The organism is Cryobacterium cryoconiti (genome assembly GCF_004403065.1).
GTDB classification, from domain to species: domain Bacteria; phylum Actinomycetota; class Actinomycetes; order Actinomycetales; family Microbacteriaceae; genus Cryobacterium; species Cryobacterium cryoconiti.
Genome location: NZ_SOHA01000032.1, coordinates 19,670 through 41,542, shown reverse-complemented (window position 1 = coordinate 41,542; position 21,873 = coordinate 19,670). Strand labels below are relative to the sequence as shown.

Annotated in this window: 20 protein-coding genes; 9 read left to right on the top strand and 11 right to left on the bottom strand. The window is 68.2% G+C overall.

Annotated features, from left to right (window positions below):
• Nucleotides 1–7 precede the first annotated feature (7 nt).
• The gene (locus E3T49_RS10260; protein WP_134424812.1) at nt 8–1,444 is read right to left on the bottom strand and encodes an NAD(P)H-quinone dehydrogenase; all 1,437 of its coding nucleotides are present in this window, start codon (nt 1,442–1,444) and stop codon (nt 8–10) included.
• 190 nt (nt 1,445–1,634) lie between these two features.
• On the opposite strand from E3T49_RS10260, the gene E3T49_RS10255 reads away from it, so the two are divergent.
• Entirely contained in the window at nt 1,635–2,468 is an 834-nt protein-coding gene (locus E3T49_RS10255) for a purine-nucleoside phosphorylase (RefSeq protein WP_134424811.1), read from the top strand.
• Nucleotides 2,465–4,408 carry a phospho-sugar mutase gene (locus tag E3T49_RS10250; protein WP_134424810.1) on the top strand — a complete coding sequence of 648 codons (1,944 nt, stop codon included), beginning with the start codon at nt 2,465–2,467 and terminating at the stop codon, nt 4,406–4,408. Before E3T49_RS10255 ends, E3T49_RS10250 begins: the two co-directional genes overlap by 4 nt.
• Nucleotides 4,409–4,573: 165 nt before the next feature.
• Here the strand turns inward: E3T49_RS10250 and E3T49_RS10245 are convergent, their stop codons facing one another.
• The 10 genes from E3T49_RS10245 to E3T49_RS10200 form a co-directional block, all read right to left on the bottom strand.
• Nucleotides 4,574–4,846 carry a PTS sugar transporter subunit IIB gene (locus E3T49_RS10245; RefSeq protein ID WP_134424809.1) on the bottom strand — a complete coding sequence of 91 codons (273 nt, stop codon included), beginning with the start codon at nt 4,844–4,846 and terminating at the stop codon, nt 4,574–4,576.
• Entirely contained in the window at nt 4,843–5,310 is a 468-nt protein-coding gene (locus tag E3T49_RS10240) for a PTS sugar transporter subunit IIA (protein WP_134424808.1), read from the bottom strand. The genes E3T49_RS10245 and E3T49_RS10240 overlap by 4 nt, the downstream gene beginning before the upstream one ends.
• Before the next feature lie 43 nt (nt 5,311–5,353).
• Entirely contained in the window at nt 5,354–6,469 is a 1,116-nt protein-coding gene (locus E3T49_RS10235) for an adenosine deaminase (protein WP_134424878.1), read from the bottom strand.
• A 103-nt stretch (nt 6,470–6,572) separates the two neighbouring features.
• Nucleotides 6,573–7,886, bottom strand: coding sequence for a thymidine phosphorylase (locus E3T49_RS10230; protein WP_134424807.1), 1,314 nt, complete (start codon nt 7,884–7,886; stop codon nt 6,573–6,575).
• A 2-nt stretch (nt 7,887–7,888) separates the two neighbouring features.
• A complete protein-coding gene (locus tag E3T49_RS10225) occupies nt 7,889–8,317 on the bottom strand; it encodes a cytidine deaminase (protein WP_134424806.1) in 429 nt (142 codons plus the stop codon).
• Between the two features lie 5 nt (nt 8,318–8,322).
• Nucleotides 8,323–9,618 carry an ABC transporter permease gene (locus E3T49_RS10220; RefSeq protein WP_134424805.1) on the bottom strand — a complete coding sequence of 432 codons (1,296 nt, stop codon included), beginning with the start codon at nt 9,616–9,618 and terminating at the stop codon, nt 8,323–8,325.
• The gene (locus tag E3T49_RS10215) at nt 9,615–10,883 is read right to left on the bottom strand and encodes an ABC transporter permease (RefSeq protein ID WP_174722414.1); all 1,269 of its coding nucleotides are present in this window, start codon (nt 10,881–10,883) and stop codon (nt 9,615–9,617) included. The genes E3T49_RS10220 and E3T49_RS10215 overlap by 4 nt, the downstream gene beginning before the upstream one ends.
• A complete protein-coding gene (locus tag E3T49_RS10210) occupies nt 10,880–12,400 on the bottom strand; it encodes an ABC transporter ATP-binding protein (RefSeq protein WP_134424804.1) in 1,521 nt (506 codons plus the stop codon). Before E3T49_RS10210 ends, E3T49_RS10215 begins: the two co-directional genes overlap by 4 nt.
• A 125-nt stretch (nt 12,401–12,525) precedes the next feature.
• Nucleotides 12,526–13,617 (bottom strand): BMP family lipoprotein, encoded by a 1,092-nt coding sequence (locus tag E3T49_RS10205; RefSeq protein ID WP_134424876.1) that lies wholly within the window; start codon nt 13,615–13,617, stop codon nt 12,526–12,528.
• Nucleotides 13,618–13,827: 210 nt separating this feature from the next.
• Nucleotides 13,828–14,949, bottom strand: a complete 1,122-nt coding sequence (locus E3T49_RS10200; RefSeq protein WP_134424803.1) for a mannose-1-phosphate guanylyltransferase — start codon at nt 14,947–14,949, stop codon at nt 13,828–13,830.
• A 78-nt stretch (nt 14,950–15,027) separates the two neighbouring features.
• Between E3T49_RS10200 and E3T49_RS10195 the strand changes: the two genes are divergently transcribed.
• From E3T49_RS10195 to E3T49_RS10165, 7 genes are all read left to right on the top strand, one after another.
• On the top strand, nt 15,028–16,182 hold the full coding sequence (locus E3T49_RS10195; RefSeq protein ID WP_134424802.1) for a glycosyltransferase family 4 protein: 1,155 nt from the start codon (nt 15,028–15,030) through the stop codon (nt 16,180–16,182).
• 111 nt (nt 16,183–16,293) lie between these two features.
• A complete protein-coding gene (sdhC, locus tag E3T49_RS10190) occupies nt 16,294–16,707 on the top strand; it encodes a succinate dehydrogenase, cytochrome b556 subunit (RefSeq protein ID WP_134424801.1) in 414 nt (137 codons plus the stop codon).
• 12 nt (nt 16,708–16,719) lie between these two features.
• On the top strand, nt 16,720–17,172 hold the full coding sequence (locus E3T49_RS10185) for a succinate dehydrogenase hydrophobic membrane anchor subunit (RefSeq protein WP_134362637.1): 453 nt from the start codon (nt 16,720–16,722) through the stop codon (nt 17,170–17,172).
• A gap of 17 nt (nt 17,173–17,189) precedes the next feature.
• Complete coding sequence (gene sdhA, locus E3T49_RS10180) at nt 17,190–19,004, top strand: succinate dehydrogenase flavoprotein subunit (RefSeq protein WP_134424800.1); 1,815 nt, start codon at nt 17,190–17,192, stop codon at nt 19,002–19,004.
• Nucleotides 19,005–19,020: 16 nt separating this feature from the next.
• Nucleotides 19,021–19,764: a succinate dehydrogenase iron-sulfur subunit gene (locus E3T49_RS10175; RefSeq protein ID WP_134424875.1), complete on the top strand. Its 744-nt coding sequence runs from the start codon at nt 19,021–19,023 to the stop codon at nt 19,762–19,764.
• Nucleotides 19,765–19,861: 97 nt separating this feature from the next.
• Entirely contained in the window at nt 19,862–20,950 is a 1,089-nt protein-coding gene (locus tag E3T49_RS10170) for a YihY/virulence factor BrkB family protein (protein WP_134424799.1), read from the top strand.
• Nucleotides 20,951–20,970: 20 nt separating this feature from the next.
• The gene (locus tag E3T49_RS10165; RefSeq protein WP_134424798.1) at nt 20,971–21,855 is read left to right on the top strand and encodes an exodeoxyribonuclease III; all 885 of its coding nucleotides are present in this window, start codon (nt 20,971–20,973) and stop codon (nt 21,853–21,855) included.
• Nucleotides 21,856–21,873: the final 18 nt, after the last annotated feature.

Here is a 21,873-nt window from a genome sequence, read left to right as displayed (position 1 = left end):
TGCAGGGTCAGAGCACGATGTGCATGGCGCGCGCGGCATCCGTGATCGAATGCGTCAGTGACGGGTAGACCGGGAACGCCCGCGCGACCTCGTCGACCGTGAGGCGGTGCTCCACGGCCAGGGCGAGCGGGAAGACCAGCTCGCTGGCCTTCGGGGCCACGATCACGCCGCCGATGACGGTGCCGGTGGTGGTGGTCGCGAACAGCTTCACGAAGCCGTCCTTGATGCCCATCATCTTGGCGCGCGGGTTCGAGGCGAGCGGCAGCTTGTAGATGCTGCCGCGGGTGAGGCCGTCTTCGATCTGCTTCTGGCTCCAACCGACCGTGGCGATCTCCGGCTGTGTGAAGATGTTCGCCGCCACGTTGCGGATCTCGATCGGGTTGACGGCGTCGCCCATGGCGTGGAACACGGCGGTGCGCCCCATCATCGAGGCGACGGATGCCAGCGGCAGCTCGGTCGTGCAGTCCCCGGCCGCGTAGATGCTCGGCATCGACGTGCGCGCCACCCGGTTGACCCGGATGTGGCCGGATTCGGTCAGCTGCACGCCGGCCTCCTCGAGACCGAGCCCCGTGGTGTTGGGCACCGACCCTACCGCGATCAGGCAGTGGCTGCCCTCGACCGTGCGACCGTCGGACAGGGTGGCGAGCACGCCGGTGTCCGTGCGCACGACGGACTGGGCACGGGACTTGCTGAGCACGACCATGCCGTTGCGTTTGAAGACGTTCTCGATCACGGCGGCGGCGTCGGCGTCCTCGCCGGGCAGCACCTGGTCGCGGCTGGAGATCAGCGTGACCTTGGCGCCGAGCGCCCGGTAGGCGGAGGCGAACTCGGCCCCGGTCACACCGGAGCCGACGACGATGAGGTGTTCGGGCACCGCGCGCAGGTTGTACAGCTCGGTCCAGCTGAGGATGCGCTCGCCGTCGGGGATGGCGGTGGGCAGGATGCGCGGGGTCGCCCCGACGGAGATCACGATCGTGTCGGCCTCGATCCGGTCGAAGTCGATGCCGGAGCCGTCCTCGGCGGTGGCCACGATCACACCGTTCGCGCCGTCGAGCCGGCCGTGACCGTGCACGAGGTTCACACCCGCGCGCATCAGGGTGGCTTTCATGTCCTCGGACTGCTGCCGGGCCAGGGCCAGGAGCCGCTTGTTGACCGCGGCCAGGTTGATGGCCACCTCGGGCCGGGCGGGCTTGCCCTTCTCCCCGCGCACGAACAGCTGCACGCCCAGCTCGGTGGCGTCGTGGATCGAGTTGGTGGCTTCAGCCGTGGCGATCAGGGACTTGGAGGGGACGACATCCGTGATCACGGCGGAGCCGCCGACGCCGACGCGCTCGACCAGGGTGACCTCGGCGCCCTGCTGGGCGCCGGCCAGGGCCGCCTCGTAACCGCCGGGACCTCCGCCGAGGATAGCGATGCGCTGCTTGCGTTCGAAGTCGTAGGCCATGGTGACATTCTCCCGCCCCGCGCACCCGCCGCCAAACCCCGAGCGCCCCGCCTGCCTCCAGCGCACCAATTCGACGGAGATTCTGCCGAAAATTGACGTTCGCACCCCTTTTCGGCTGCTCGTTTGCAGATTCTCCGTCGAATTGATCAACGGAACGTCTCCGAAATGGGTGGGCAATTAGAGTGGTTGCATGCTGAAGACCGACATTAACCCGCTCGACGCGCCAGAAACGGACCCGTTCGAAGTTGCACGGACCGCCGCTGCTGAGATCGCCGAGGCCACGGGCGTAGCCCGCCACGATATCGCCCTCACTCTGGGCAGCGGATGGGGCAAGGCCGCCGATTTGATCGGCGAGACCACGCACACCCTCGACGCGCAGTACATCACCGGTTTCAGCGCGCCCGCCCTGGCCGGCCATGCCGGAACGCTGCGCTCGGTGCTGCTGCCCAGCGGCAAGCGCGCACTTGTGATCGGCGCCCGCACACATTATTACGAGGGCCACGGCGTTCGCCGGGTCGTGCACAGCGTGCGCACCGCCGCCGCCACCGGCGCGACGGCCATGATCCTCACCAACGGTGCCGGCGGCATCCGTGAGACCTGGACGCCCGGCACCCCCGTGCTGATCAGCGACCACCTCAACCTGACGGCCGACTCTCCTCTCGAGGGTGCCACGTTCGTCGACCTGACCGACCTGTACTCGCGCCGCCTGCGCGACCTGGCGCGCACCATCGACCCGTCGCTCGACGAGGGCGTGTACTGCCAGTTCCGCGGCCCGCACTACGAGACGCCCGCCGAGGTGCAGATGGCCAAGGTCATCGGCGGCCACATCGTGGGCATGTCGACGGCGCTCGAGGCGATCGCCGCCCGCCAGTCCGGCATGGAGGTCCTCGGCCTGTCGCTGATCACCAACCTCGCAGCCGGCATCCAGCAGGAGCCGCTCAGCCACTCGGAGGTGCTCGAGGCCGGCAAGCTCGCCGAGCCCGTCATCAGCGCACTGCTGGCCCGGATCGTGGCCGTACTGTGAGCCTCGACAGCACCGGCCCGGAGAACACGGGCACGGAGAACACCGGCACGGAGAACACGGGCACGGAGAACACCGGCACGGAGAACACGGGCACGGAGAACACCGGCACGGATGCCGCCCCCGCACGCGGCCGGCACTCGTCCGCCGAAGACTCGCCCCCCGTCACGGACGTCCTCCCCGACGTTCTTTCCGACACCATGGTGATCGACACCGTGACCGTGGACCCGCAGGCAGACGCCCCGGCCACGGATGCGGCCGCGCCCGTGATCGCCGTGGCCAACGCCTGGCTGAGCCAGGACCCGGACCCCGAAACGCAGGCCGAACTGCGCCTGCTGCTGCGCGGGGCCGCCGACAACGATGCCGCGGCGCTCGCGGAGCTGCACGCCCGGTTCGACGAACGTCTTGCCTTCGGCACGGCCGGACTGCGCGGCGCCATCGCCGCCGGCTCCAACCGGATGAACCGGGTCCTCGTCAGCCAGGCTGCCGCCGGGCTCGCCGCGTTCCTGATCAAAAACACCGCACCGGGCCGCGTCCCGTCGGTCGTCATCGGCTACGACGGTCGGAAGAACTCACACGTCTTCGCCACGGACTCCGCCACGATCATGGCCGGAGCCGGCGTGCGCGCCATCCTGCTCCCCCGCCTGCTGCCGACTCCCGTACTCGCGTTCGCCGTGCGCCACCTCGACGTCGGCGCCGGCATCATGGTCACCGCGTCGCACAACCCGCCCAACGACAACGGTTACAAGGTCTATCTGGGCGGAGCCAACCAGGGTTCGCAGATCGTCTCCCCCGACGATGCCTCCATCGCGGCGGAGATCCTGCGCGTCGCCGCGGAGGAGCGCGTACCCGACCTGCCGCGGGCTGCCTACGAGACCGCCCCCGAGTCGGTCGTGCAGGCCTACATCGACGAGACCGCGAGCCTGGCCCATCGCCCCCGCGCGCAGGTCACCACCGTCTACACGGCCCTGCACGGCGTGGGCTGGGACACCACCCGCCGCGTTCTGGAGTCCGCCGGCTTCGACCTGCCCACGCTCGTCGACGCCCAGATCGCACCGGATGCCGCGTTCCCGACGGTCTCCTTCCCCAACCCCGAGGAACCCGGCGCGATGGACCTCTCCTACGAGACGGCCCGGGAGGCCGGCGCCGAGCTGATCATCGCCAACGACCCCGACGCCGATCGCCTCGCGATCGCGATCCCCGACGAGGGTTCACCCAGCGGGTACCGACGCCTCTCCGGCAACGAGGTCGGCGCCATCCTCGGCTGGCGCGCTGCGGAGCTCGCCGCGCAGGTCAGCGGTGACGGCGGCGCGACGGGCACCCTCGCCTGCTCCATCGTCTCCACCCCCGCCCTGGAGGCCGTGGCGAAGGCCTACGGGCTCCGGTTCACCGACACCCTGACCGGCTTCAAGTGGGTGTCGCGCGCGCCCGGCCTGATCTTCGGTTTCGAGGAGGCCCTCGGCTATCTCGTGAACCCCGTCACGGTGCGCGACAAGGACGGCATCTCCGCCGCCGTTGCCCTGCTCTCCCTGGTCAGCGACCTGAAGTCCGAGGGTGTCACGCTGGCCGAGCACCTCGACCGGTTCAGCGCCCGGTTCGGCCACTTCGCGTCGGGTCAGATCTCCGTGCGGGTGACCGACCTGACCGAGATCGAACGCGTGATGGCACGGCTGCGCGCGACTCCGCCGGCCTTCGTCGGCACTCTGGCCGTCGATCACATCGACGACCTCTCGGCCGGGTTCAACGGTCTCCCGCCCAGCGACGTGCTGCGGATCCGGCTGGCTGACGGCTCGCGCGTGATGGTGCGCCCGAGCGGTACCGAGCCCAAGCTCAAGGTGTACCTGGACACGAGCAGCACCGTCGGCACGGTCGCCGAGCGCCGGGCCGCCGCCGAGGCCACCCTTGCGGAACTCGACCGGGGCATGCGCGACCTGATCAAGTAGCCCCGCGGTCGATTCCCACCGCCGTCACCGTGCCCGTTCCGGTCGAGAGTGCCCGCTAGAGCGGGCACTCTCGACCGGAACGGGCACTTTCGCGTGTGAGTCACGGGCCCGGCGCGGGTGAGGCGGAGCTGCGCCAGAGCGGTTTCGAGCTTGGCCGCAGGGGCGTCAGCCCAGGGCGGTTTCGAGCTTGGCTGCGAGCTCGTCCACGTCGAAGTAGTTGTCGATCACGACGATGTCAGCGTTGGTCTTGCCGATCGACCCGACCAGTTCGGACGAGGTCAGGATGACCTGGGCATCCGCGCCGACGGTGCTCACGCCGGCGATGTCGGTGGCCGTCACTTCGGCCTCGATGTCGAGGCGCGCCAGTGCGCGCTCGGCGTTGATCTTGAGGATGGCGGAGGTTCCCACTCCCACTCCGCAGAGGGCGACGATCTTCATGAGGGCTCCTCGGTGGTTGCGGCCTGCACGCCCAGCAGGGATCGGATGGCGTCGACATCCGTTGCCGCGGCGAGCGACGGGATGACGTGAGGGTCGTTGAACACGTTCGCGAGTTCGGCGACGAGCAGCACGTGCTCGTCGGAGCTGGTCACCGCGAGCCCGAGCACGACACTGACCGGGTCGTTGTGCGGATGCCCGAACGCGACCGGGTCGGCCAGGGTCACGATGCTCAGACCCTCGGAGTGCACATCGGGGCCGGGCCGCGCGTGCGCGAGGGCCAGCCCGGGGGCGATGACCACGTAGGCGCCGAACTCTTCGATGACCGCGATCATGCGCTGGGTGTATTCGGGAGCCGTGGCGCCGGAGCGCTCGAGGGCGTCACCGGCGGCGGTCACCGCGCCGCGCCAATCATCGACGTGGATGCCGATCGCGATGGCTTCGGCGGGCAGTGGCGGAAGGGGCATGGGTACTTTCACGGGGTTGGGGAGGTCAGCCTGGGCGAGACGCTCAGGCGCTTTCGAAGCCGGCGACGATGGCGTCCGCCAGCTCTTCGCGGTCGTCCAACGGCAGGAACGCCGACTGTGCCGCGTTGAGCTGGAACACTTCGAGGTCGTCGATGTCGTAGCCGAACGCGTCGCTGAGCAGCGCCAGCTCCTTGGTCAGGGTGGTGTTGCTCATCAACCGGTTGTCGGTGTTCACGGTGACCCGGAAGCCGAGCTGGTAGAGCAGGTCGAAGGGGTGGTCGAGCAAGTCATCGCCCCAAGCCGCGATCGCACCGGTCTGCAGGTTGGAGGACGGGCTGAGCTCGAGGGCGATCTCGCGGTCGCGCACCCATTGCGCCACCGGACCGAGCGTGACGTAGGTGTTCTCCTCGTCTTCCCGGCCGATGAGCACGTCTTCGGCCAGGCGCACACCGTGGCCCAGGCGCAGCGCCCGGCCGTCGTAGAGCGCGCCGCGGATGCTCTCCAGGCCGTCTGCCTCGCCGGCGTGCACGGTGACGGGCAGGAAGGCCTTGGCGAGGAAGTCGAACGCATCCCTGTGGTTGTGCGCCGGGAACCCCAGTTCGGCGCCGGCGATGTCGAAGCCGACGACCCCGGTGGAACGGTGGCGAACGGCGAGCTCCGCGATCTCCAGGCTGCGGTCGGCGTGCCGCATGGCCGTGATCAGCTGACTGACCCGGATGCGGGACCCGCCCGCCGCGACGAGGGCGACGCCGGCCTCGAGGCCTTCCTGCACGGCCTCGACGGTCTGGTCGAGGGTGAGGCCGCGGGTGAGGTGCTGCTCGGGAGCCCAGCGGATCTCGCCGTAGATCACGCCGTCGGCGGCGAGGTCCTCCACGAATTCGCGGGCCACCCGCACCAGACCCTCGCGCGTCTGCATGACACCGCAGGTCAGCTCGAAGGTCTTGAGGTAGTCGACCAGGCTGCCGGAATCGGCCTGGGTGCTGAACCAGGCGCCCAGCGCCTGGGCATCCGTCGACGGCAGCGCCAGCCCGACCGAGTCGGCCAGTTCGATGATCGTCTGCGGGCGCAGGCCGCCGTCGAGGTGGTCATGCAGGGAGATCTTCGGCAGGGCGTTGATGCTCGTGCCGGCACCAGGCAGCAGGTAATCCTCAGGGATCATGTTCACCCCCCTAATCTACCGGCTGGGTGCTGGGAGTCACGCTGATTGGCCAACCCCGGCCCGCACATCCGTTCGGGATATACGGGCCGGGGTAACCGTCGGGTCAGCGCCCGATACGCTCGGCGATCAGCGGGCCGCCGTCGAGCACGGGCTCGCCGGGGTCGCCGATGCGGTAGGCACCCTCCACCGCTTCCAGGGCCCGCGCGAAGCGCTCGGGCTCGTCGGCGCTGAGGGTGAACAGGGGTTGGCCGGCGCGCACGGTGTCGCCGGGCTTGGCGTGCAGGTCGATGCCGGCCGCGTGCTGCACCGGGTCCTGCTTGCGGGCCCGGCCGGCGCCGAGGCGCCAGGCGCCGATGCCGAACGGCAGCGCCTGCTGCTCGACCAGCACGCCATCGCGTTCGGCCGTGACGACATGGGTTTCGCGGGCCACGGGCAGTGGGGCGTCGGGGTCGCCGCCCTGAGCCCGGATCACCTCGCGCCACTTGTCCATGGCACGACCGTCGGTGAGGGCGGATGCGACATCGACGTCGACGATGCCCACCAGCGCGAGCATCTCCTGGGCGAGGGCCACGGTGAGTTCGACGACATCCGCCGGTCCGCCGCCGGCGAGAACCTCGACCGATTCGCGCACCTCGTTGGCATTGCCGATGGCGCGTCCGAGCGGAACGTTCATGTTGGTGAGCAGGGCGGATGTCGCCACCCCGGCATCCTCGCCGAGCGCGACCATGGTGCGGGCCAGCTCGCGTGAGCGGTCGATGTCTTTCAGGAAGGCGCCCGACCCGAACTTCACGTCCAGGACGAGGGCTCCGGTGCCTTCGGCGATCTTCTTCGACATGATCGACGACGCGATCAGGGGGATCGCCTCGACGGTGCCGGTGATGTCGCGCAGCGCGTAGAGCTTGCCGTCGGCCGGGGCGAGTCCGCCGCCGGCGGCACAGATGACGCCGCCGAATTCCTGCAGCTGGGCGAACATCTCCTCATTGGTGAGGTGCGCGCGCCAGCCGGGGATGGACTCGAGCTTGTCGAGGGTGCCGCCGGTGTGGCCGAGGCCGCGGCCGGACAGCTGCGGCACGGCCGCGCCGAAGACGGCCACGAGGGGCATCAGCGGCAGGGTGATCTTGTCGCCGACACCACCGGTGGAGTGCTTGTCGGTGGTCGGCTTGCCCAGGCCGGCGAAGCTCATCCGCTCGCCGCTGTTGAGCATGGCCATGGTGAGGTCCTTGATCTCCCGGCGGTTCATGCCGTTCAGGAAGATCGCCATGGTCATGGCGGCCATCTGCTCGTCACCGACATAGCCGCGCGTGTAGGCGTCGATCAGCCAGTCGATCTGCGGCGTGCTGAGCTCACCCCGATCGCGCTTGGCGTGGATCAGGTCCACGGCGTCGAAGGCTTCGATACGGTTCTGGTTGGTGCTCACAGCTACTCTTCCTGGTATTCGGCGAGCTGCCGGGGCCCGAAGGCGTCCGGCAGCACTTCATCGATGGTGCGCACACCCGACACGGTCTCCAGCAACATGCCGGGCGCGGAGTGTTCGTACAACAGCTGGCGGCAGCGGCCGCAGGGCATCAGCGTGCGGCCGTTCCCGTCGACGCAGGTGAACGCGACGAGCCGGCCCCCGCCGGTGAGGTGCAGCACGGAGACGAGGGCGCACTCGGCGCAGAGGGTGAGCCCGTAGGAGGCGTTCTCCACGTTGCATCCGCTGATCACACGCCCGTCGCTCACCAGCGCGGCCGCGCCGACTGGGAACTTCGAGTACGGCACGTAGGCCTTGCCCATCGCTGCCGTGGCCGCTTCGCGCAGCTCGGACCAGTCGATGGCGGCAGGCTGGGGCAGGGTATCCGGTGTCATGATGCTCACGATTTGATGTAGGGCTTGCCGGATGCCGCGGGTCCCCGGGACGTTCCGACGAACCCGGCCACGGCGGCGATGGTGATCACGTACGGCAGCATGAGCATGAATTCGCTCGGCACGGGTGAGCCGATGACGCTGAGCACGTTCTGCAGGTTGCTCGCGAACCCGAACAGCAGTGCGGCCAGCGTGGCCCGGATCGGATCCCAGCGGCCGAAGATCACGGCGGCCAGGGCGATGAAGCCGGCTCCGGCGGTCATCTCCTTGCCGAATGCGCCCACCGAGCCGAGGGTGAAGTAGGCGCCGCCGAGTCCGACGATCGCGCCGGCGAGCGACACGTTCCAGAAGCGGGTGCGGGCGACGTTGATGCCCACCGTGTCGGCGGCCTGGGGGTGCTCGCCCACGCTGCGCAGGCGCAGGCCCCACCGGGTGTGGAAGAGGCCGTAGTAGACCACGGCGACGGCCACGTACATGATGTAGACGATCAGGGTCTGCCGGAACAGAACCGGGCCGATGATCGGGATCTCGCTCAGCAGCGGGATGTTGATGCGCTCGAACCGCGGCGGCTGGTTGAGCAGTTCCGCGTTGGGCGCCATCACCTGGGAGTAGAGGAAGCCGGTGACGCCGATCACGAGCACGTTGAGGACGACACCGACGATGACCTGGTCGACGAAGTACTTGATCGAGAACGACGCGAGCACCATGGAGACGAGGACACCGGCGAACATGGCCGCGACCAGGCCGAGGAGGGGCTGGTTCGTGAGGGACGCCACCATGGCGGAGGTGAACGCACCGGCGAGCAGCTGGCCCTCGATCGCGATGTTGACCACGCCGACCCGCTCGGAGATGACACCGCCGAGGGCACCGAAGATCAGGGGAACGGCCAGGCTGAGCGAACCGAAGAGCAGCCCGGGAACCGGGATGGTCTCGCCCGCGGCGGCCCAGACCAGGAAGCCGATCAGGAACAGCACCGCGAAGACGGAGATGAGCCAGATCGGCACCCGGCGCTTGGAGCGCACCATCCAGACGCTCACACCCGTGATCAGGAGCAGCAGCACGCTGATCACGATGCCGGTCACCAGGGTGGGCAGTTCCAGGTCGGGGAGCTGGATCAGGTCGCTCGAGGTGGAGAGCCGCAGCGTGCTGATGCCCTCGCGGCCGAAGGCCACGAACAGCAGGAACGCGACGACGGTGAAGATGCCGAGGGCGATGGGAGCCTTCCAGCTCGTCACGACCTCGAACTCGGGCCGGTGGTCGGCGGCGGGTGATGCGGGCTGGACGGCCGGAGCAACGGTGCTCACTTTGCAGCCACCTCCTGGGTAACGTTGGGCAGTGCACGGCGGGGCGCGGAACCCGGGGCAGGCAGGCGGAAGATGGCCCGCACGAGCGGCGGGGCCGCGATGAAGAGCACGATCAGGGACTGCACGACAAGAACGATGTCGATCGGCACACCCTCGGCCGCCTGCATCGAGAAGCCGCCGGCCTTGAACGCGCCGAAGAGGATGCCGGCCGCGAACACGCCCCAGGGCTTGGAACGGCCCAGCAGGGCGACCGTGATCGCGTCGAAGCCGATGCCGGAGTCGAGCCCGGCGCCGAACCCGCTGGTCGTGGTGCCCAGCACCTGGTTGATGCCGGCCAGGCCGATCAGGCCGCCGGAGAACAGCATCGCGTAGACGTAGATGCGCTTGACGCTGATGCCCGCGACGCGAGCGGCATGGGGGTTCAGGCCCACGGCCCGGAACTGGAAGCCCAGGTTCGAGCGGGACAGCAGCCACCAGGTGAAGATCGTGGCCGCGATGGCGAGGATGAAGCCGAAGTGCAGGGTGTACGTCGGGCCGAGGAGGTCAGGGAAGACCGCGGTGACCTTCGTGGCCGGGCTCTTCGGGTTGTTCGATCCGGGCGTCTTCAGGAAGCCTTCACGCAGCAGGTAGCTGACCAGGTAGAACGCCACATAGTTGAGCATGATCGTGGTGATCACCTCGTGGGCGCCGGTGCGAGCCTTGAGCAGGCCAACGATGCCGCCCCAGAGGGCGCCGCCGAGCACACCCGCCACGAGTGCGGCGACCATGTGCAGGCCGTAGGGCAGGTCGACCGCGAAGCCGACCCAGCCGCCGAGGGCGGCTGCGATCAGCATCTGGCCGCGGCCGCCGATGTTGAACATGCCCACCCGGAAGCCCAGCGCCACGCCGAGCCCGGCCATGATCAGCGGGGTCGCGAAGGTGAGCGTCTCGGTCAGCGGCTTGATGCCGGCAGCGAACGAGTCCCGGCGGAAGTTGTAGACCGAGCCCTGAAACAGCGCGGAGTAGGCGCCGGACACGGAATACCAGACTTCGCGCAGCAGGTCGCCCGGCCGGGAGAAGAAGTAACCCGCCGCTTCCTGCACGCCGTCGTTGGTGAAGGCGATCATGATGCCGCCGACGAACAGCGCGAGCACGACGGCGAGCACGGAGATGATCGCGTTGCCGGTGGTGATCTCGCGGAACGCCTGGTTCCAGCGGGACGGTTGCTCGGGGACCGGCGTGGCCGGCGTTCCCGTCGCGGTGGGGGGACCCTGTGTCGCGCTCACGCGGCAGCTCCTTCTCCGGCGGGCGTTTCGCCGGCCATCATCAAACCAAGAACGGCACGCGGCGTGTCGCCGGGAACGATGCCCACGATGCGGCCGCGGTACATGACCATGATCCGGTCCGCGAGGGCGGCCACCTCGTCAAGCTCAGTCGAGATGACGATCACGGGTGTGCCGGCATCCCGGGTGGCCACGATGCGTTCGTGCACGAATTCCACCGAGCCGACGTCGAGCCCGCGGGTGGGCTGGGCTGCGATGAACAGGCGCAGGTCGCGGCCGAGTTCGCGCGCCAGCACAACCTTCTGCTGGTTGCCGCCGGAGAGCTTGCCGACCGGGGTCTCGATGCCCTGGGCCCGCACGTCGAACTCCTTCACCTTCTTCTCCGCGAACGCGGAGAGGAAGGCACGCTGCACGTTCCAGCGCTTGACGAAGGGCTCCGCATTCGAGCGGTCGAGCATGAGGTTCTCCGCGATGGTGAACTCTCCGACCAGACCGTCTTCGTTGCGGTCCTCAGGCACGAATCCGACGCCGGCGTCGAGCACCTGGCGTACCGAGTGTCCGCGCAGTGACTTGCCGTCCAGGGTGATTTCGCCGGTGACCCGGGTCTGCAGGCCCATCAACGCTTCGGTCAGGGCGGTCTGGCCGTTGCCCTGCACTCCGGCGATGGCGAGGATCTCGCCCGTATGCACCTCGAAGCTGACGTTGTTCACCAGGATCTGGCCGAACTGGTCGAGCACCGTGAGGCCACGAACGGCCAGTGCCGCAGCACCCGGCACGGCTGGCGCCTTGTCCACCGTGAGGTCGACCGCGCGGCCCACCATCTGGGTGGCCAGCTCGACGTTGGACGCGGTCGGGGACGCCTCGCCGACGACCTTGCCGAGACGGATGACGGTGATCCGGTCGGCGACTTCGCGCACCTCGCGCAGCTTGTGCGTGATGAAGACGATGGAGGTTCCGCTCGCCTTGAGCTGGCGCATGATGACCATCAACTCATCGGTTTCCGCCGGTGTGAGCACGGCGGTGGGCTCGTCGAAGACGAGCACCTTCGCGTCACGGGAGAGCGCCTTGATGATTTCGACCCGCTGCTGCACACCCACGGGGAGGTCCTCGACGAGCGCGTCCGGATCGACGTCGAACCCGAAGCGCTGGGAGATCTCCCGCACATGCTTGCGGGCCGCGGGAAGGTCGAGGCGCCCGCCGGCCTTGGTCTCCTCATGCCCGAGCATGACGTTCTCGGCCACCGTGAACACCGGGATGAGCATGAAGTGCTGGTGCACCATGCCGATACCTGCCGCCATGGCGTCACCGGGACCGTTGAAGTGCTGCACGACGTCGTCGAGCAGGATCTCGCCTTCCTCGGCCCGGTACAGGCCGTAGAGGACGTTCATCAAGGTGGATTTGCCTGCGCCGTTTTCGCCCAGCAGCGCGTGGATTTCTCCGGCCTCGACGGTGAGGTCAATATGGTCGTTTGCGACCAGGGCACCGAATCTCTTCGTAATGCCTCGAAGTTCGAGCTTCATGAGGTCGATTCTATGCAGTGACGAGCGAAAGTTGACGCTCTTGCTCATATGTTGGTGGGCTGGTCAGACCGTTAACGCAGTCGGGGAGGCCCGCAGAATGCGTGCCTCCCCGACGTCGGGTGATGCTACTTCGGGGTCGCGGGCGACTCCACCTTGAGAGCGCCACTGATGATGTCGGCCTTGATGGCCTCGATCTCGGTCATGACCGCGGGGTCGACCTTGGACTCCCAGTCGTGCAGCGGGGCGATGTCGACGCCGCCGTTCTCGAGCGTTCCGACGTAGGGGGTCGACGAGAAGTCGCCCTCAGCGTCGTCGACGATGATCTTCTCCGTGGCATCCGTCATCTGCTTGAGCACCGAGGTGAGGTACAGCGAAGCGAACTCGGGAGTGGTCTCGAACAGGTCGCTGTCGACACCGATGATGGCGACGTCCTTGCCGGAGTCCTGAATGGCCTGCGCGGTGCCCTGGAAGAGCGGACCGGCAACCGGGAGGATGACGTCTGCACCGGCATCGATCAGGGTGGTGCTGAGCGCCTTGCCCTGGTTGATGTCGTCGAAGCCACCGGCGAACAGGCCGGTCTGGGCGGCCTTGTCCCAGCCGCTGACGGTGACGTTGGTGCCCTTCTTCTCGTTGTGGTACGCGACGCCGTCGACGAAACCGTCCATGAAGATGGTGACCGACGGGAACTGGAGTCCGCCGTAGGTGCCGACCACACCGGTCTTGCTGGTTCCGGCGGCCAGGTAGCCGGCCAGGAACGCCGCCTGCGCGGTGTCGTAGAGGACCGGCTTCACGTTGTCCAGCTCGAGCGGGCTGAAGTCGTCATTGGAGAGCGCGGAGTCGATCAGCGCGAAGTTGGTCTCGGGCGCGGCCTGAGCGGCGTCGCGGGTGGCGTTGGCCAGGGCGAAGCCGACCGTGAGGACGAAGTCGCAACCCTGGTCGACCATGCTGGAGACGTTCGGGCCGTACTGGTCTTCCGACTTGGACTCGGCCTGCTTGAAGTCGACCCCCAGGTCCTTGGACGCCTTCGTAATGCCCTCGAAGCTGGACTGGTTGAAGGACTTGTCGTCGAAGCCACCGAAGTCGGAGACGATGCAGGGCACGTAGTCGGAGGCGGTGCCACCCGAGGTTCCCTCATCGGTCGGCGCCGGGGCACACGCTGCGAGAAGTGCCACTACGCCGAGCGTGGCGAGGCCGCTGAATGCGACCCGTCGTTTCATGATTGTCAAAATGACCTCCAATGGTCGCCCGGCGCGGGGTTCGCAGGGGGCTTAATTGGTTTCCACGCTACCGAATGATTCTCTGCTCAGAGGAGCAAACAGCGACTGTTCGCGAAAGGTTATCAAGACGCGACACTGGCCGAGCCCGCTCCGGCCTCCGTGACCGCGGCCCCCGACCGAAAAGCACCCCGATCGGGGGGTTCAGGCGCGTCAGAGCACGTCGCTGCTGCCGGACAGCTTGAGCGCGTCGACGACGGCCTTCACTTTCTGCGCGTTGGCGCTGGTGGTGATCAGCAGCGCATCCGGAGTGTCCACCACGACGATGTCCTCAACCCCGATCAGCGCGATCATGCGGCCCGTGTGGCTGACCACGATTCCGCTCGACGAGTCGGCCAGGACCCGGGCACCCTCACCCAGAATGGCGAGGTCGCGCTTGCGGCCGTTGGCATGGATCTTCGCGATCGACGCGAAGTCTCCCACGTCGTCCCAGTCGAACTGGCCGGGGATCACGGCGAGCTTGCCGCGCGCGGCCACCGGTTCGGCGACGGAATAGTCGATCGCGATCTTCTTCAGGCGCGGCCAGACCCGGTCGACCACGGCGCCGCGGCGAGGGGTGTCCCAGGCCTCGGCCAGTTCCAGCAGCCCGGCGAGGAGCGCAGGCTCGGCGGCGCCGATCTCCTCCAGCAGACGATCGGCGCGGGCGATGAACATGCCGGCGTTCCAGAAGTAATTGCCGTTCGCCAGGTAGTCCTGGGCGGTGGCCTCGTCCGGCTTCTCCACGAAGGAGTCGACCGACAGGGCGCTGGCGGCGCCGCTGATGTTCAGCGGGCCGGCGGCCTTGATGTAGCCGAAGCCGACGGCCGGCTCCGTGGGCTGGATGCCGATGGTCACGATGTAGCCGGCGTCGGCCGCGGTGACCGCCTCCGCCACGGCCTGGCGGAACTGGGCGGCGCCCTTGATCACGTGGTCGGCGGCGAAGGAGCCGATGATGACGCCCGGCTCCCGCCTCTCCAGGATCGCCGCGGCCAGGCCGATCGCGGCGGTGGACTCCCGCGGCTCGCTTTCGAGCACCACATTCAGGTCGGCCAGCTCGGGAAGCTGCTCCTCGACGGCGGCACGGTGCGCCCGGCCCGTGACGACCATGATGCGCTGCTCGCCGGACAGCGGGGCGAGACGCTCCCACGTGGAGCGGAGCAGCGTCTGGCCGGAGCCGGTCAGGTCGTGCAGGAATTTGGGGGCGTCGGCGCGGGACAACGGCCACAGCCGGGACCCGATTCCACCGGCCGGGATCACGCTGTAGAAACGGTCGAGGGGTTCCGTGGAATGCAGCATTCGGCCAGACTACCGCCCGGTCCGCGCTGTTCACGGTGCGTTCACCTGCACGCCGGAGGCGTTGCCTACGCTCCGAGCATGAGGGTTGCACTCATCACCGAAAGTTTCCTGCCCACCGTCAGCGGAGTCACCACGAGCGTGTGCCGGGTGCTCGAGCACCTCGCCGCCACCGGCTACGACGCCATGGTCATCGCCCCGGCCGGGGCTCCGGACCGGTACGCCGGGTTCCCGGTGCACAGCGTGCCGGCCGCCCGTTACCGGCAGTTCCCGGTGGGCCTGCCCAGCCCGCAGGTTCATCGGCTGCTGGCCGACTTCGCGCCCGACGTGCTGCACGCCGCCTCGCCGTTCCTGCTCGGCGCGCAGGGCATCGCGGCGGCGAACCGGCAGGGTGTGCCCAGCGTCGCCGTCTTCCAAACGGATGTCGCCGGCTACGCCCGCCGCAACCGGCTCGGCCCCGCCGCGCAGTCGGCCTGGCGCTTCGTCAAGTGGGTGCACGAAGGAGCCGACCTCACCCTGGTCCCGTCCACCGCCTCGATGGCGGACCTGCGCCGGATCGGCCTCCACCGACTCGCCCACTGGAGCCGCGGCGTCGACCTGGTCGGCTACCACCCCAATCGGAGGTCCGACCCGGAAGTGTCCGCCCTCCGACGCCGGCTGGCGCCGAACGGCGAAGTCGTCGTGGGCTACGTCGGCCGGATGGCCCCCGAGAAGCAGGTGGAGCGGTTCCGTTGTCTGCGGGGCGTGCCCGGCATCCGTCTCGCCCTCGTCGGCGACGGCCCGTCCCGACCGGCCCTCGAGAAGGAACTCGCCGGACTGCCGGTGACCTGGCTCGGCCGGCTGGACGGGGTGGACCTCTCCCGCGCCTACGCGAGCTTCGACCTGTTCCTGCACGCGGGCACCGAGGAGACCTTCGGCCAGACCCTGCAGGAGGCCCACTCCGCCGGGCTCCCGGTGGTGGCCCCGCGCGCCGGAGGCCCGATCGACCTGATCGACCATGGTGTGAACGGCTTCCTCTTCACCCCGGACGACGAAGCCGACCTGCGCCGCTGCGTCACCCGCCTGGTGTCCGATGCGGCCCTGCGGCGACGGATGGGCGAGGCCGGGCGCCGGAGCGTGCTCGGCCGAACCTGGGAAAACGTCTGCGGCACACTGCTCGATCACTACCAGCAGGTCATCGACGAACGCGCCGCCGTGAACGCCATGGTTGCGGTTCCGCTGTCAATGCAGCGTTAGCCGGGACAATCGCGTTTTATCTCGGCGCAGAGACACTTAGACTGGATCTACGTGCGCACGGCGCATTGCCGGCCTGATTCGTCGAGGCCGCTACTTAGCCAGGGAGGGTTCATGCCAGAGCAGGCAGCGACACTGACATCCCAGCAGAAGACGACGTCACGTCGCCCCGCCGGAACCCTGTACAGGGGCCGCGAGGGCATGTGGTCGTGGGTCCTCCACCGCATCACCGGTGTAGCGATCTTCTTCTTCTTGCTGGTTCACATTTTGGACACCGCGCTGGTGCGCGTCAGCCCGGAGGCCTACAACGCGGTCATCGCCAGCTACCAGACGCCGATCATGGGGCTGGGCGAGGTCGCACTCGTCGGGGCCATCGTGTTCCACGCCTTCAACGGGCTGCGGATCATCCTGATCGACTTCTGGAACGCCAAGTACCAGAAGGCCATGTTCTACGTCGTGATCGCCCTGTGGGTGGTAACGATGCTCGCCTTCGTGCCGCGCCACCTGATCAACGTGTTCAGCCACTAGGCGGGAAGAGCCATGACAACCACAATCGAAGCTCCCCGCAGCCCGTACGCCCGCTCGCCGAAGAAACGCGGCGTCAACTGGGAAAAATGGGGCTGGATCTACATGCGTGTCTCCGGCGTCGTGCTGGTCGTACTCATTTTCGGCCACCTGTTCGTCAACCTGATGGTGGGTGAAGGGGTCAGCGCCCTCAACTTCGCCTTCGTCGCCGGCAAGCTGACCACCCCGTTCTGGATGGTCTGGGACGTGCTGATGCTCTGGCTCGCCCTGATCCACGGCGGCAACGGCATGCGCACGCTCGTCAACGACTACGCCACCCAGCGCCTCACCCGCGGCATCCTGAAGTCCGCCATCCTGGCGGCCGTCGTGATCCTGATCGTCCTGGGCACCCTCGTGGTCTTCACATTCGACCCCTGCCCGGCCGGCTCGCCCGCCGATCTCCTCCCCTCGTTCTGCTCGGCCATCTAGGAGCTGCAAACACTCATATGTCAACGGATGCTTTCACCGCGCCCACCGAGTCCACCGTCGTAGACGGTGTGCACTACCACCAGTTCGACATCGTCATCGTGGGAGCCGGCGGTGCCGGCATGCGTGCCGCCATCGAAGCCGGCTCCGGCGCCAGCACGGCCGTGATCTCCAAGCTCTACCCCACGCGTTCACACACCGGTGCGGCGCAGGGCGGGATGGCCGCGGCCCTCGCCAACGTCGAGGAAGACAACTGGGAGTGGCACACCTTCGACACGGTCAAGGGCGGCGACTACCTGGTGGACCAGGACGCGGCCGAGATCCTCGCCAAGGAAGCCATCGACGCGGTCATCGACCTCGAGAACATGGGCCTGCCCTTCAACCGCACGCCGGAGGGCAAGATCGACCAGCGCCGGTTCGGCGGCCACACCAGCGACCACGGCAAGGCGCCCGTTCGCCGGGCCTGCTACGCCGCCGACCGCACCGGCCACATGATCCTGCAGACCCTGTACCAGAACTGCGTCAAGCGCGGCATCAACTTCTTCAACGAGTTCTACGTGCTCGACCTGGTCATGACGCCGGTCGACGGGGTCGACCAGCCGTCGGCCGTCGTCGCCTACGACCTGTCCACCGGAGAGCTGCACGTCTTCCAGGCGAAGGCGTTCATCTTCGCCACCGGCGGCTTCGGCAAGATCTACAAGACCACCTCGAACGCCCACACCCTCACCGGCGACGGCGTGGGAATCGTGTGGCGCAAGGGCCTGCCGCTCGAGGACATGGAGTTCTTCCAGTTCCACCCGACCGGCCTGGCGGGCCTCGGCATCCTGCTCACCGAAGGTGCGCGCGGTGAGGGAGCCATCCTCCGCAACGCGGCCGGCGAACGGTTCATGGAGCGCTACGCCCCCACCATCAAGGACCTCGCCCCGCGTGACATCATCGCCCGCTGCATGGTCAAGGAGGTCGCGGAAGGCCGCGGCGCCGGTCCGAACAAGGACTACCTGTACCTGGACTGCACCCACCTCGGCGCCGAGGTGCTCGAGACCAAGCTGCCCGACATCACCGAGTTCGCCCGCACCTACCTCGGCGTCGACCCGGTCACCGAGCCGGTGCCGGTCATGCCCACCGCGCACTACGCGATGGGCGGCATCCCGACCAACGTGAACGCGGAAGTGCTGCGCAACAACACGACCGTCGTCCCCGGCCTGTATGCGGCCGGCGAGTGCGCCTGCGTCTCCGTGCACGGCTCCAACCGGCTCGGCACCAACTCCCTGCTGGACATCAACGTGTTCGGCAAGCGCGCCGGCAACAACGCCGTCGCGTACGTCAAGACCGCCGAGTTCACACCGCTGCCGGCCGACCCGGCCCAGGGCGTGCGCGAACTGCTGGAGGGCATCCGCTCCTCCACCGGCACCGAGCGCATCGCCGTGCTCCGCAAGGAGCTGCAGGAGACGATGGACGCCAAGGCACAGGTGTTCCGCACCGATGAGTCACTCTCCGACGTCACCAATGTGATTCACGGGCTCCGCGAGCGGTACAAGAACATCGGCGTGCAGGACAAGGGCCGCCGGTTCAACACCGACCTGCTCGAGGCCGTCGAACTCGGCTTCCTGCTCGACCTGGCCGAGGTCGTGGTGTATTCCGCCCGCAACCGCAAGGAAAGCCGCGGCGGGCACATGCGCGACGACTTCCCCCTGCGCGACGACGAGAACTACCTCGTGCACACCATGGCGTACCTGACCGGCGACCCGCTCTCCGCCGATGCCGCCGACCACATCGCGCTCGACTGGAAGCCAGTCACCATCACGCGCTACCAGCCGATGGAAAGGAAGTACTGAGTTGAGTACCGCAACCATGGGCGCGCCCGTCGTACCGGAGGAGATCGCATCCTTCACCGTGACCCTGATCATCCGCCGGTACAACCCGGAAGTCGACGACGAACCGCACTGGGACGACTACGACGTGCAGATGTACCCGACCGACCGGGTGCTCGACGCCCTGCACAAGATCAAGTGGGAGCAGGACGGCAGCCTGAGCTTCCGCCGCTCCTGCGCGCACGGCATCTGCGGTTCGGATGCGATGCGCATCAACGGCCGCAACCGGCTGGCCTGCAAGACCCTGATCAAGGACCTCGACATCACCAAGCCGGTGTACGTCGAGGCCATCAAGGGTCTCCCGCTGGAGAAGGACCTGATCGTGGACATGGAACCGTTCTTCGAATCGTTCCGTGCCGTGCAGCCGTTCCTGGTGGCCAACAACGCCCCCACCGACGGCAAGGAGCGCATCCAGACCGTCGCGCAGCGTGAGCGCTTCGACGACACCACCAAGTGCATCCTCTGCGCCGCGTGCACGTCGAGCTGCCCGGTGTTCTGGACCGACGGACAGTACTTCGGCCCGGCCGCGATCGTCAACGCGCACCGGTTCATCTTCGACTCGCGCGACGACAACGCCGCCGTGCGCCTCGACATCCTGAACGACAAGGAAGGCGTGTGGCGTTGCCGCACCACCTTCAACTGCACCGAGGCGTGCCCCCGCGGGATCCAGGTCACGCAGGCCATCTCCGAGGTCAAGCAGGCCATGCTGCGCGGCACCGCGTAGCCGGCCGGCGCTCCGAGGCCGGCCTCCCGCGACGATTCGTCGCGGGAGGCCGGCCTTTCGCATTCTCGGCCGCCGGGCTGCCGTTTAGGCTGGGCAGGTGAATACTCCCGCGGTGATCGACCGGACCAAGACCCTCGCTGCGCGGATCATGCGCTCGCGCCCCGTGCGCGTCTTCAACCGGTTCAGTGAAAGCGGCGGTCCCATCCTCGCCGGCGGAATCTCCTACCAGGCCATCTTCGCCACCTTCGCCGCCCTCTGGTTGACCTTCTCCGTCGCCGGGCTGTGGATCACGTCGAACCCCGACCTCGAGTTGACGCTCTACTCCTTCATCAACCAGTCCATTCCCGGGCTGATCGGCGAGGAAGGCGTGATCGACCCGAGCGTCCTCGCCAATGCCCGGGTCTTCGGCTGGTCCGGAGTGATCGCCCTGGTCGGCTTGCTTGCGACCGTGCTCGGTTGGCTCTCGACGATGGCCCAGGCGGTGCGCACCATCTTCCGGATGCCGCGCGACACGACCTTCATCCTCTGGGTGAAGCTGCGGGAACTCGGCCTCGGCCTGCTGTTCGCGGTGGTGCTCGTGACCTCCGCCCTGATCTCGCTCGCCAGTACGGAGGCGCTCGGCGCCCTGTTCGGCGTGTTCGGGATCTCGCGGGACTCGTTCTGGTTCAACAGTGCCGCCCGCGCGATCGGCCTGATCCTCGTGCTCCTGATCGACACCGTCACCCTCGCCGCGCTGTTCCGAGTGCTCTCCCGGGTGCGGATCCCGTTGCGCCAGCTGATCACCGGCTCCGTTCTGGGCGCGGTGGGGCTCGGAGTGCTCAAGATCCTCGGCAGCACGCTGCTCGCCGGCGCCGGCCGGAACCCGCTGCTCGCGGCATTCGCCGTGATCATCGGGCTCCTGATCTGGTTCAACCTGACCAGCACGCTCACCCTGCTCGCGGCATCCTGGATCGCCGTCGGCATGGACGACGCCGGACTGTCCCCCAGACGGATCAGCGCCGACGAGGTCGCCACCGAGAAGCGCCGGCAGGAAGAGGAGGCGTTCCGCGTGGTCGTGACGGCCGAGCTGCGGGACGCCCGCCTCGCGCACGACACCGCGCACTGGCCCCAGCGACTGCTGACCGCGCGTCGCCTCCGCGCCGCCGAGAAGCGGGCCGCGGCCCTCGACGCCGACGGCCCCGGCTAGAGCCAAAGTAGAGTTGGGGAATGCCTTCCGACTCGACTGCCGCATCCGAACCTGTCTCGTCCGTCGCTCCCGCCACCACGCGGCTGCGGATCGCCAGCGTCAACGTGAACGGCGTACGGGCCGCGTACCGCAAGGGCATGGGCGAGTGGCTCGCCGACCGTGACGTGGACATCCTCGCCATCCAGGAGGTGCGGGCGTCGACGGAAGACCTCGAGGGCCTCCTCGGACCGGAGTGGAGCATCCTGCACGACGCCGCCACCGCGAAGGGCCGCGCCGGGGTTGCCCTGGCCAGCCGGTCGACCGCGAGCATCCACCGGGTGGAACTCGGCGCCACGGAATTCGACAGCGCCGGCCGCTGGCTCGAAGCCGACTACGAGGTCAACGGCAAGCTGATCACGGTCGTGAGCACCTACGTGCATTCCGGCACGGTCGACACCCCCAAGCAGGTCGAGAAGTACAAGTTCCTCGACGCCATGCTCGAGCGCCTGCCCGAACTCGCCGCGCACAGCGACCGGGCCGTCGTGCTCGGCGACCTGAACGTCGGCCACCGTACGATCGACATCAAGAACTGGCGCGGCAATGTGAAGCGCGCCGGGTTCCTGCCCGAGGAGCGCGCCTACTTCGACCGCATCGTCGGTGCCGAAGACGAACCCGGCTACAACGCCGGAGCCGGCCTCGGCTGGGTCGACGTGGGACGCAAATGGGCCGGCGAAGTGGACGGACCGTTCACCTGGTGGTCGTGGCGCGGCCAGGCGTTCGACAACGACACCGGCTGGCGGATCGACTACCAACTGGCGACGCCGGCGCTCGCGGCATCCGTCACCGACTACGCCGTGGACCGCGCGGCCGCCTACGACCAGCGCTGGTCCGACCACACTCCCGTGGTCGTCGACTACGCCATCTGACCTCCCCCACCAGTTCGC

What these genes read in the sequence shown, in the direction of transcription:
- E3T49_RS10175 (WP_134424875.1), top strand. Translation starts at nt 19,021, where the DNA reads ATGGGCGCGCCCGTCGTACCGGAGGAGATCGCATCCTTCACCGTGACC.
- E3T49_RS10165 (WP_134424798.1), top strand. Translation starts at nt 20,971, where the DNA reads ATGCCTTCCGACTCGACTGCCGCATCCGAACCTGTCTCGTCCGTCGCT.
- E3T49_RS10195 (WP_134424802.1), top strand. Translation starts at nt 15,028, where the DNA reads ATGAGGGTTGCACTCATCACCGAAAGTTTCCTGCCCACCGTCAGCGGA.
- E3T49_RS10200 (WP_134424803.1), bottom strand. Translation starts at nt 14,949, where the DNA reads ATGCTGCATTCCACGGAACCCCTCGACCGTTTCTACAGCGTGATCCCG.
- sdhA (WP_134424800.1), top strand. Translation starts at nt 17,190, where the DNA reads ATGTCAACGGATGCTTTCACCGCGCCCACCGAGTCCACCGTCGTAGAC.
- E3T49_RS10185 (WP_134362637.1), top strand. Translation starts at nt 16,720, where the DNA reads ATGACAACCACAATCGAAGCTCCCCGCAGCCCGTACGCCCGCTCGCCG.
- E3T49_RS10235 (WP_134424878.1), bottom strand. Translation starts at nt 6,469, where the DNA reads ATGATCCCTGAGGATTACCTGCTGCCTGGTGCCGGCACGAGCATCAAC.
- E3T49_RS10205 (WP_134424876.1), bottom strand. Translation starts at nt 13,617, where the DNA reads ATGAAACGACGGGTCGCATTCAGCGGCCTCGCCACGCTCGGCGTAGTG.
- E3T49_RS10210 (WP_134424804.1), bottom strand. Translation starts at nt 12,400, where the DNA reads ATGAAGCTCGAACTTCGAGGCATTACGAAGAGATTCGGTGCCCTGGTC.
- sdhC (WP_134424801.1), top strand. Translation starts at nt 16,294, where the DNA reads ATGCCAGAGCAGGCAGCGACACTGACATCCCAGCAGAAGACGACGTCA.
- E3T49_RS10225 (WP_134424806.1), bottom strand. Translation starts at nt 8,317, where the DNA reads ATGACACCGGATACCCTGCCCCAGCCTGCCGCCATCGACTGGTCCGAG.
- E3T49_RS10240 (WP_134424808.1), bottom strand. Translation starts at nt 5,310, where the DNA reads ATGCCCCTTCCGCCACTGCCCGCCGAAGCCATCGCGATCGGCATCCAC.
- E3T49_RS10245 (WP_134424809.1), bottom strand. Translation starts at nt 4,846, where the DNA reads ATGAAGATCGTCGCCCTCTGCGGAGTGGGAGTGGGAACCTCCGCCATC.
- E3T49_RS10255 (WP_134424811.1), top strand. Translation starts at nt 1,635, where the DNA reads ATGCTGAAGACCGACATTAACCCGCTCGACGCGCCAGAAACGGACCCG.
- E3T49_RS10260 (WP_134424812.1), bottom strand. Translation starts at nt 1,444, where the DNA reads ATGGCCTACGACTTCGAACGCAAGCAGCGCATCGCTATCCTCGGCGGA.